General features: G+C 75.1%; 11 protein-coding genes. 2 read left to right on the top strand and 9 right to left on the bottom strand.

All coding sequences use genetic code 11. The features are described from left to right. Positions 1–26 precede the first annotated feature (26 nt). The 5 genes from E4623_RS21985 to E4623_RS22005 all read right to left on the bottom strand — a co-directional run bounded on the left by E4623_RS21985 (position 27) and on the right by E4623_RS22005 (position 4,689). Positions 27–725, bottom strand: a complete 699-nt coding sequence (locus tag E4623_RS21985; protein ID WP_134768720.1) for a CDP-alcohol phosphatidyltransferase family protein — start codon at positions 723–725, stop codon at positions 27–29. After that, on the bottom strand, positions 725–2,344 hold the full coding sequence (gene crtI / locus E4623_RS21990; protein WP_134768721.1) for a phytoene desaturase family protein: 1,620 nt from the start codon (positions 2,342–2,344) through the stop codon (positions 725–727). The genes E4623_RS21985 and crtI overlap by 1 nt, the downstream gene beginning before the upstream one ends. Continuing rightward, entirely contained in the window at positions 2,341–3,225 is an 885-nt protein-coding gene (locus tag E4623_RS21995; protein ID WP_134768722.1) for a squalene/phytoene synthase family protein, read from the bottom strand. The genes crtI and E4623_RS21995 overlap by 4 nt, the downstream gene beginning before the upstream one ends. Before the next feature lie 100 nt (positions 3,226–3,325). Then, positions 3,326–3,934 carry an SGNH/GDSL hydrolase family protein gene (locus E4623_RS22000; RefSeq protein WP_134768723.1) on the bottom strand — a complete coding sequence of 203 codons (609 nt, stop codon included), beginning with the start codon at positions 3,932–3,934 and terminating at the stop codon, positions 3,326–3,328. Between the two features lie 35 nt (positions 3,935–3,969). Next, positions 3,970–4,689, bottom strand: coding sequence for a VOC family protein (locus E4623_RS22005; protein ID WP_134768724.1), 720 nt, complete (start codon positions 4,687–4,689; stop codon positions 3,970–3,972). Between the two features lie 123 nt (positions 4,690–4,812). Here E4623_RS22005 and E4623_RS22010 point away from each other — a divergent pair, with 123 nt between their 5' ends. Beyond that, entirely contained in the window at positions 4,813–5,883 is a 1,071-nt protein-coding gene (locus E4623_RS22010; protein ID WP_134768725.1) for an NAD-dependent epimerase/dehydratase family protein, read from the top strand. A 4-nt stretch (positions 5,884–5,887) separates the two neighbouring features. Here the strand turns inward: E4623_RS22010 and E4623_RS22015 are convergent, their stop codons facing one another. From E4623_RS22015 to E4623_RS22025, 3 genes are all read right to left on the bottom strand, one after another. Next, on the bottom strand, positions 5,888–6,403 hold the full coding sequence (locus E4623_RS22015; RefSeq protein ID WP_134768726.1) for a DUF2243 domain-containing protein: 516 nt from the start codon (positions 6,401–6,403) through the stop codon (positions 5,888–5,890). An 86-nt stretch (positions 6,404–6,489) separates the two neighbouring features. Then, positions 6,490–7,146 (bottom strand): response regulator transcription factor, encoded by a 657-nt coding sequence (locus E4623_RS22020; RefSeq protein WP_134768727.1) that lies wholly within the window; start codon positions 7,144–7,146, stop codon positions 6,490–6,492. A 51-nt stretch (positions 7,147–7,197) separates the two neighbouring features. Then, entirely contained in the window at positions 7,198–7,899 is a 702-nt protein-coding gene (locus E4623_RS22025; RefSeq protein ID WP_134768728.1) for a GAF domain-containing protein, read from the bottom strand. A gap of 186 nt (positions 7,900–8,085) precedes the next feature. Here E4623_RS22025 and E4623_RS22030 point away from each other — a divergent pair, with 186 nt between their 5' ends. Next, a complete protein-coding gene (locus E4623_RS22030; RefSeq protein WP_134768729.1) occupies positions 8,086–8,457 on the top strand; it encodes a Rieske (2Fe-2S) protein in 372 nt (123 codons plus the stop codon). A 50-nt stretch (positions 8,458–8,507) separates the two neighbouring features. Here the strand turns inward: E4623_RS22030 and E4623_RS22035 are convergent, their stop codons facing one another. After that, the gene (locus E4623_RS22035; protein ID WP_134768730.1) at positions 8,508–9,095 is read right to left on the bottom strand and encodes a DUF3618 domain-containing protein; all 588 of its coding nucleotides are present in this window, start codon (positions 9,093–9,095) and stop codon (positions 8,508–8,510) included. Between the last annotated feature and the right edge of the window lie 78 nt (positions 9,096–9,173).

The following is a 9,173-nucleotide window of genomic DNA, read 5'->3' on the forward strand; positions in this document are numbered from 1 at the left end:
CCTGGACCCGGTCGGTGCCCGGTCGCTCACCCGGCGAGCCGGCGGCGGACGGCGGCGAGCAGGTGCCCGAGGCCGACGACGGCCAGCGCCGTCCCGATCCCGGCCGCGCCGGTCGCGATGACGCCACCGTCGACGCCGGGCAGGACGTCGACGCCGATCTCGCGCGCGCACCACTCGAGCCCGCAGAGCAGGGCCGCGAACGCCGCCACGATCACCCGGGTCGGGCGTTCGGCGACGGTCACCGCCCCCGCGCCGTCCATCCCGGCGGCCTGGGCCGTCGAGCGGACCGACTCGTGCAGCAGGCTCAGCGCGCCGTAGGTCGCGCCGAGCCAGAGCGGTGCGCCGAGGACGACGACGGTCACGACCAGGAGGAGGTCGGAGACGCGGTCGGCGAGGGGGTCGAGCACCTGGCCCCAGCGCGACGAGGTGCCGGTGCGCGAGGCGAGTGCGCCGTCGACGCCGTCGAGGACGGCGGCCGCCACCATCACCGGGACTGCGGCCAACGGCCAGGCGGCACCGGCGGCGGCCAGGAGGGGGACCGTCACGGCGACGGCCACGCCCGCCGCCGTGACGGCGTCCGGGGCGACGCCGCGGCGGGCCAGGGGCCGCGCGCAGGCGTCGCTGAGCCGCACCCACCCGGACACCCAGCCCGACCCGCGCGGGTCCAGCCCGCCGTGCCGCACCGACCACTGGTCGAGTGCGTCCTCACGGCGCCGGGCGGGCATCAGACCGGGCTCGGGCGCACCGAGGAGGTGGGCTCGACCGACGGGCCGGTCGACCGGTCGCCGCGCAGCCGCTTGAGCACCAGCTCGGCGCTGATCAGGCACATCGGCAGCCCGATGCCGGGCACCGTGCTGTAGCCGGCGTAATACAGGCCGTCGACCTTGCGGGAGGCGTTGCCGGCCCGGAGGAAGGCGCTCTGCCGCAGCACGTGTGCCGGGCCGAGCGCGCCGCCCGACCACGAGTTCAGGTCGGCGAGGAAGTCACCGGGCCCGACCGTGCGCCGGACGACGACCCGCTCCGCCAGGTCGGGGACGCCGGCCCAGGCGGCCACCATCGCGACGGCCCGGTCGGCGATCGCCTCGACCTCCGGGTCGCCGGCACCGTCGACGCCGCCCCGGCCGATGCCGGGGTCGGCCGGGACCGGCACGAGGACGAACACGTTCTCGCTGCCGGCCGGCGCCACCGACGCGTCGGTGGCCGAGGGCCGGCACACGTAGATCGAGGCCGGGTCGGGCACCCGGGTGGGCCGGTCGAAGATGGCGTCGAAGTTGTCGGCCCAGTCCTCGGTGAAGAACAGCGAGTGGTGGGCCAGCTCGGGCAGCGAGCCGGTGACGCCCAGGTTCACCAGGACCGCGCCCGGGCCCGAGACCGCCCGGTCCCACCAGGACTCGGGGTAGGTCTGCAGGTCGCGCGGCAGCAGGGCCGTCTCGACGTGGTGCAGGTCGGCGGCGCCGACGACGACGTCGGCGGGGCTCTCGTGCTCCCCCCCGTCGGCGTCGGTCCAGCGGACGCCGGTGACCCGGGCCGGGCGGCCGCGGCGGCCCGGGCGCGGTTCGGTCGCGATGGCCGTCACGGTGCACCCCGTGCGCAGCTCGGCGCCGTGCGCGCGACCCACCTCGGCCACCGCGGTGACGAGCCGGGTGAAGCCGCCCTGGGGGTAGCGGACGCCGTCGGCGAGGTCGAGCCAGCTCATCAGGTGGTACATCGCCGGCGCTCGGTCGGGCGAGGACCCGAGGAACACCGCGGGGTAGCCGAGGACCTGGCGCAGCCGGGGGTCGTCGAAGCGGGCGGCCACGAACGACTCCAGCGAGCGCGACAGCAGGGTCGCGAGCCGCGGCCCGTTGCGCAGGACCCGGCGCGCGGTGAACGCGGCGGCCGACTCGAAGCTCGTGTAGAGGAACTGCTGGACGGCGAGGTCGTAGACGGCCCGCGCCGAGGCGAGGTAGTCGCGCAGGCGGTCGCCCGCGCCCGGCTCGACGGACTCGAAGAGCCGGCGGTTCGTCGCCTCGTCGACCCCGACGTCCAGGGCGGGGTGGTGCTCGAAGAAGACCCGGTAGCCGGGATCGAGCCGCACCAGGTCGAGCTGCTCCTCCGTCGTGGTGTCGACGAGCCGGAAGAAGTGGTCGAAGACCTCGGGCATCAGCCACCACGAGGGTCCGGTGTCGAAGCGGAAGCCGTCCTGCTCCCAGGACCCGGCGCGCCCGCCGAGCTCGGCGTTCTGCTCCAGCAGCTCGACGTGGTGGCCGTCGTGGGCCAGCAGCGCGGCCGTGGCGAGCCCGGCGATGCCGCCGCCGACCACGACGACCCGCAGCGGCGTCCCGGGTCGTGGTGCCCGGGTCATCGCGCCGGGCTCACGACGCGCGGCCGACCGCCGCGCAGCAGCACCGCCGCCACGAGCCGGGCCTTCACCGGGTGTGGCACCCGCACCCGGGACTCGCGCAGCACGGCGGCCGGGGTCGCGCGCAGCCGCGTCGACAGGTCGGCGAAGAGGTCGTGGGCCGCGCACACCGCGAGCCGGCTGCTGCGCGGGAGCAGCCGGACAACGGCGGCCGCGGCGACGAGGTCGGCGTCGATGTCGTCGAGCAGCACGTCGCGCTCGGCGTCGGTGAGTCGCCGGGGGTCGATCCCGGGGAAGTAGCTGCGCCCGAGCGTGTCGTGGTCCTCGCCCAGGTCCCGCAGGAAGTTGACCTTCTGGAACGCCGCCCCGAGGCGTCGCGCCCCCGGCGCGAGCTCGTCGTACCGGGCCGCGGGGTCGGGCTCCTCGACGACGAACGCGCGCAGGCACATCAGGCCGACGACCTCCGAGGACCCGTAGACGTACTCGGCGAACGATGCGGCGTCGTGCTCACGGCGCTCCAGGTCGGTGCGCATCGAGGCGAAGAACGGCACCACCAGGTCGGGCTCGACACCGCACGTCCGTGCCGTGCGGGCGAAGGCGTGGACCACGAGGTTGCTGCTCTGGCCGGTGCGCATGGCGGCCAGCGTCTCCTCCTCCAGGGTCGCCAGGGACTCGGCCTGCTGTCCCGCGGGCGCGCCCGGGCGGGGCGCGTCGACGACCTCGTCGGCGACGCGCACCAGCGCGTAGACGTTGCGCACGTGGTGCCGCACCGGCTCGGCGAGCAGCCGGGACGCGAGCCCGAACGACGACGAGTACGCGCCGATGACCAGCGCGGCGCTCGCGTCGGCCACGTCGTCGTACGTCTCGTGGGGGGCAGGTCGCACGGGGCTCCTCGGGGTTCCTGGGGTGGCTCGAGATGTCTCGGCCTTTCATGGTGTGGGGCCCGGGGTGACGGCGCCCCACCCTTTCGTGACCCACTTCGGCTCAGCGCCGGGACGCGGCGGCGAGCGTCGCCGACAGCACGGCCGGGAGCACCGAGTCGGCGATGACCGCGTAGCCCGCGCTGGACGGGTGGAACCGGTCGGCCGAGAAGAGGGTCGGGTCCCGCGCGAACGCGCCGGACGCGCGGTGGTCGGGGTCCCCGATCCGGCCGCCGGCCGCCAGGACGGCCGCGACCTGCCGGGTGCGGAGTTCGTCGCCCGCCGCGCGGACGACGTCGCGGAGGAACGGCGGCACGTGCGGCACGGCGCTCAGGTCGGGAGCAGGCGCGACGACCACCTCGGTGCCGGACGCCCGGAGCCGGCGCACGGCGTCCGAGAGTGCCTGCACCGCGGGTCCGACCGGCTCGAGGTGGGTGAGGTCGTTGGCGCCGATGACGATGACCGCGACGTCGGCGCCCCAGGGGACGGCGGCGTCCACCTGCGCGGACAGGCTGCGGCTGCGAGCCCCGGGGACGGCCACCACCCGCGGGACCACCGTCAGGTCGCGGGCCTCGAGGGCGGCGACCAGCCGGGGCGCGAGCCGGTCCTGCTCGCGTGCCGCACCCTGGCCCCACGCGATCGAGTCTCCGAGGACGACGAGCTTCAGGGTCATGCCTCCAGCAGACCAGCCACCCCCAACGGGTGAGGTCAGGCGCGGGCCGGCAGCAGGCAGAGCTCGTTGCCCGACGGGTCGGTGAAGGAGGTCCACGGCAGGTCGCCCCAGTCGGTGCGGAGCGTCGCCCCGCCGCGCTCGGCGATGCCGGCCGCGACCGCGTCGAGGTCGTCGCCGGTCTCGAGCCGGACGTCGAGGTGCAGCCGGTTCTTGGTCGCGCCGTGGGGCGCAGCCTCCTCCACCACCTCGAGCAGCGGCCCCCGCAGCGACGGGTGCCTCAGCGACCGGGGCGCCGAGCCCGGCACCTCGCTCCAGCCCGTAAGCCACGCCCAGAACGCGGCGTCCCGGTCGGGATCGGCGGACGCGAGCGGGAGCGCGGCGACCGGGCCGCTGCCGGCGTACGTCGCCCGCTCCTCCAGCACGCAGCACGGGTTGCCCTCCGGGTCGGCCAGCACCACCCACGGCACGTCGCCCTGGCCGATGTCGAGCCGGCGCGCGCCCAGCCCGAGCAGGCGCTCGACCTCCTCGTCCCGCTGGGGTCCGCCGGCCAGGTCCACGTGCAGCCGCGGTGCGCCGGTCACCGGCTCGGGCACCTGCTGGAAGCACAGGTCGAGCTCCGGGCCCCCGGGGACGGCGAGCCGGGTCTCGAAGATGCCCGGCTCGTCGGTCAACCGCTCGCCGCCGACCACGGCTTCCCAGAACCGGCCCAGCCGCTGCGGCTCGAGGGCGTCGATCACGAGGTTCTCCAGGTACATGGAGCCACGGTAGAGCCACCCGCACGGCCGCCGCGACGCCCGGCGCCGGCACCGTCGGGGTGGCTGAACCGGGCGACTACGGGGCACCGGGGCCCATCACCCCACGACCGAGAGGGACCTGACGTGCGCATCGTCATCACCGGCGCCACCGGCAACGTCGGCACGGCCGTCGTCCGACGGCTCGCCGCCGAGCACGACCTCGTCGGCGTCGTACGCCGTCCGCCCGAGCCGCCGTCGGGCGAGGACGGGCTCGACACGGTGCACTGGATCACCGCCGACCTGGCGAGCGACACCTCCGTGCCGGTCCTGCGGGAGGCGTTCGCCGGCGCGGACGCCATCGTGCACCTCGTGTGGGCCTTCCAGCCCTCCCACCGTCCCGAGCAGCTCGAGCAGACCGGGCCGGGCGGGACCGACCGCGTGCTGACCGCGGTGCGGGCCGCCGGCGTGCGCCACCTCGTGCACATGTCGTCGGTCGGGGCCTACTCGCCCCGGACGTCCGACGTGCCGGTCACCGAGGACCACCCCACCGGCGGCATCCCGGGGTCGCCGTACAGCCTGCACAAGGCGGCCGCCGAACGGCTGCTCGACACCTTCGAGCGCACCAGGACCGACCACGTGGTGACCCGCCTGCGCCCCGGGATCGTCGGGCAGCGCGGCGCGGGCAGCGCGCTGCTGCGCTACGGGTTGCCGGCCCTGGCGCCGGCCCGCCTGGTCCGGCTGCTGCCGCTGCTCCCCGTCGACCGGGGACTCGAGATCCCCCTCGTCCACGCCGACGACGTCGCGGAGGCGATCGCGCGCGTCCTCGAGGTGCGCGCGCCGGGTGCCTTCAACCTCGCGGCGGCCCCGGTGATCACGGTCGAGCACCTCGCCGCCGCCCTCGGCGCCCGGCACGTGCACGTGCCGCTCGGCGTGGTGCGGGCCACCGTGGCGGCCTCCTGGCACGCCCGGGTGCAGCCCCTCGACCCGGGCTGGATCGACCTGGCCGGCAACGTGCCGCTGATGGACTGCTCCCGCGCCGAGCAGGAGCTGGGCTGGGTCCCGGCCACCGACGCCGTCACGACGCTCCGGCAGGTCGTCGAGGGCATGGGCGACCGGGCGCACCTGGCGACGCCGGCGCTGCGCCCGCGGACCCTCCTGGACTCGGCCCGGCGCTTCCTCGGCGACGGCCCGGTCTCGCGCCGCGACCGGCCCTGACCGACTAGGAGCTCGAGGGACGCTGCTCGTCGCTCGGACGGTTCGCCCGGGCGAGCAGCCAGCCGCCGCCGACCAGCACGGCCCCGAGGGCGAGGAAGCCGAGGTCCCAGGCCAGCGGGGCCCCGACGTCGTCCCGGACGTGGTGGATGCCCAGGACGTGGTGGTCGACCACGCCCTCGACGAGGTTGAAGACCCCCCAGCCGGCGAGGATCGCACCCAGGTGGAACCGCCAGTCGGGTGCGAAGCGGCCGGCGCGCCACTGTCGCATCGTCACGACGCACGCGGCGACGACCACCAGCCACGAGACGACGTGGAACAGGCCGTCGGCCAGCGTGTTCGCCTCGAGGCCGGCCACGGTCGTCGTGGGGTGGGCGTCGGTGTGGCTGACCAGGTGGTGCCACTGCAGGATCTGGTGGAGCACGATCCCGTCGACGAAGCCGCCGAGGCCGATCCCGTAGAGGAACCCGGGCAGCGCGGCGGCCCGGTCGGTGCCGTCGCGCGGCGCGGTGCGCTGTGTCATCCCGACCGGTACCCCGCGCGCCGCCCCCCAGACGTGCTCAGAGGTGCCCGGGGACGCCCGACGAGGACGCGGCGACGTCGGGCCGGTCAGCGCTGGCGCCCGTCCTCGGGACGGAGGGACCGGGAGTGATCGGGCTTGAAGCCGTTCTCGGTGCCCCACAGCACCGCCTGCGTGCGGCTCTCGACGCCGATCTTGCGGTAGAGGTTGCGGATGTGGGTCTTCACGGTGTTCATGCCGATGTAGGCCCGGCGGGTGATCTCCTCGTTGCTCAGCCCCTGGCAGATCAGCCCCAGCACCTCCGACTCGCGCGCGCTCAGCCCGTGCTCGTCACCGGGCCACCGGCCGAACGTGTCACCGTCGGGCTGCCCGGCGGGCGTGACGACCTCACCGGCGTGGACGCGCTCGAGCGCGTCGACCAGCTGCTCGGCGCCCACGCCCTTCGACACGTAGCCGCCGGCGCCGGCGGCGACGGACCGGCGCACCAGCTCGGGGTCGGTGTTCCAGCTGAAGATGACGATCTTGGCGCTCCCGCGGGCGAGGAGGGCGTCGACGTCGACGTCGGAGCCCTGCACCTGGGCGAAGGAGTCGTAGAGGACGACGTCGACGTCACTGACGACGGGACGGCGGCTGTCGAGCTCCACGACGGCCACCCGCTCGGCGAACGGCGCGAGCACGGCGGCGGTCCCGGCCACGACGAGCTCGTAGTCGTTGACGATCGCGATGCGTACGGGTTGCTTCGACATGCTCGGCAGGATAGTCACCACTCCGCCCCTCCGTCGGGGTGAGTGGCGCGGTCAGGTGAGCAGGTCGATGACGCAGCCGACCATCTCGTCGAGCGAGACCCCGGCGCGCAGGGCCGCGTCGAGCAGCCGCTCGGAGCCGGCTGCGACGGTGATGTCGAGATCGCCCGCGAGCAGCGTCGCAGCCACGGCGAGACGGGTCGCGACGCCGAGGGTGGCCTCGCCCCTGGACGCCGCCTCGCGGGTCGACCAGGTGAGGTCGGCGTTCAGGACCGCGCCCTCGAGCCACGTCCCGAGGATCGCGCTGACCTCGGGGGCGCTCGTCACGAAGGCGTCCGGCGTGGAGGCGTAGAGGTTGAAGACGCCCACGACCCGGGCCTGGTCGAGCATGGGCAGGGACAGCGTGCTCTCGACCCCGCGCGAGGCGGCGGCCCGCGCGAAGTGGTGCCACCTGCCCTCGTCGAGGACGTTGTCGGCGACGTCGAAGTGGATCGTCTCGTCGACCTCCACCGCGTGGACGCAGGGTCCGCCGGCGGCGTACTGGACGCCGTCCAGGATCGCGACGTCGACGTCGGTCGAGGCGAGGGTGAAGGTGACGACCGGGTCGGTGAGCGACACGCTCAGTCCCATGCAGGCGGGGACCACGTGCTGCACGCGCCGACCGAGCTCCTGCAGCCGGGCCAGGAGGTCCTTTCCGTGGAGCAGGAACGGCCCGAAGGCGTCGTCGGCACGGAGGGTGCCAGGGGTCGGTTCCACGGGGGACTTCCTACGAGATCGGTCGAACGAGGAGGGAACGGCGAGCCTAGGCGCGACCTGGCCCCGCCACGCCACCCCCAGGAGCGTTCCTGGGCGTGACACCTGGACGTGACACCTGGGCGGGTGGTCCGGGCCGGCACCGGATCGCGCACCGTGGTCGCCAGGCCACCACCGAGGAGAGCTTCCATGACATCTGCCGACCGGATCCGCGCCGACGCCGTCGTGCCCGGCTCCGTGCACCCCGTGGGGCCGTGGGCCGTGGGCACGAGCGACGGCGAACCGTTCGCGGTCTCCCGTCGCTGTCGCCACCAGCTCGCGGACCTGTCCCGGGGCACGGTCGACGCCGACGGGTGCCTGGTGTGCCCGTGGCACCGCAGCACCTACGACGTCCGCACCGGGGCGATGGTGACGGGACCCGAGGGGTTCCTCGGCCTGCACCGGCGGATCCCGGGGTACGCCGGGCTGGTGCTCGCCTACGCACGGCGCCTCCGCCTGCGGACCCGGTCGCTGACGCGACGCGGGGACGACCTCGTCGTCGACGAGCGACGTCCCCGCTGACGAGCCCGGGGCCGCCGACGAGCACGGCGGCCCCGGGCGTCGGGCGATGCTCAGCCCTGGGTGTCGGTGCGGACGGTCTCGACCGCGGTGGTGCCCTCGTCCTTGACCCGGCCGGTGGCGTCCTGGCCGGTCTGCTTGACCTGCTCGACGGCCTCCGCGGCGTTGTCCTTGACCTGGCCACCGACTTCCGCGGCGGCGGCCTTGACGTCCTCGACCAGGGGCTGGGCGTGGTCCTGGACGGCGTCCTTGACCTGCACCGCGGCCCGCGACTCGGCGCGGGTGGCCGGGACGAGGGCGGCGATGACCATGCCGAGGCCGAACGCGGCGACACCGGCGGCCAGGGGGGAGCCCTGGAACTGGTCCTTGGCGGTCTCGGCCGCCTCGGAGGCGGTGCCGGAGACGCTGCCCCCGGCCCCGGAGACGGCCCCGGAGACGGTGCCGGTCACGGAGTCCTTCGCGCCGCCGGCGCTGCCCATGACCTTGCTGCGGACGCTGCCGACGCGGTCGCGGGCGGCGGCCTTCTTGCGGTCCACGATCGCTGCGGGGCTGACCTTGTCCTGGAGCTCGTCCAGGTGGTTGGCCAGGTTGCCCCGGGTCGCGGCGATCTCGGTGCTCAGCTGCTCTGTGTCTTCGCCCATGGTGCGTCCTCCTTGAGTGTCTGCTGCGTCTTCGGCAGCTGCGGGTTGGCCTTCTTCAGGTTCGATCGGCCCGAGACC

Origin of the sequence: Nocardioides sp. 1609, assembly GCF_004522105.1 — a bacterium.
Taxonomy (GTDB): Bacteria; Actinomycetota; Actinomycetes; order Propionibacteriales; family Nocardioidaceae; genus Nocardioides.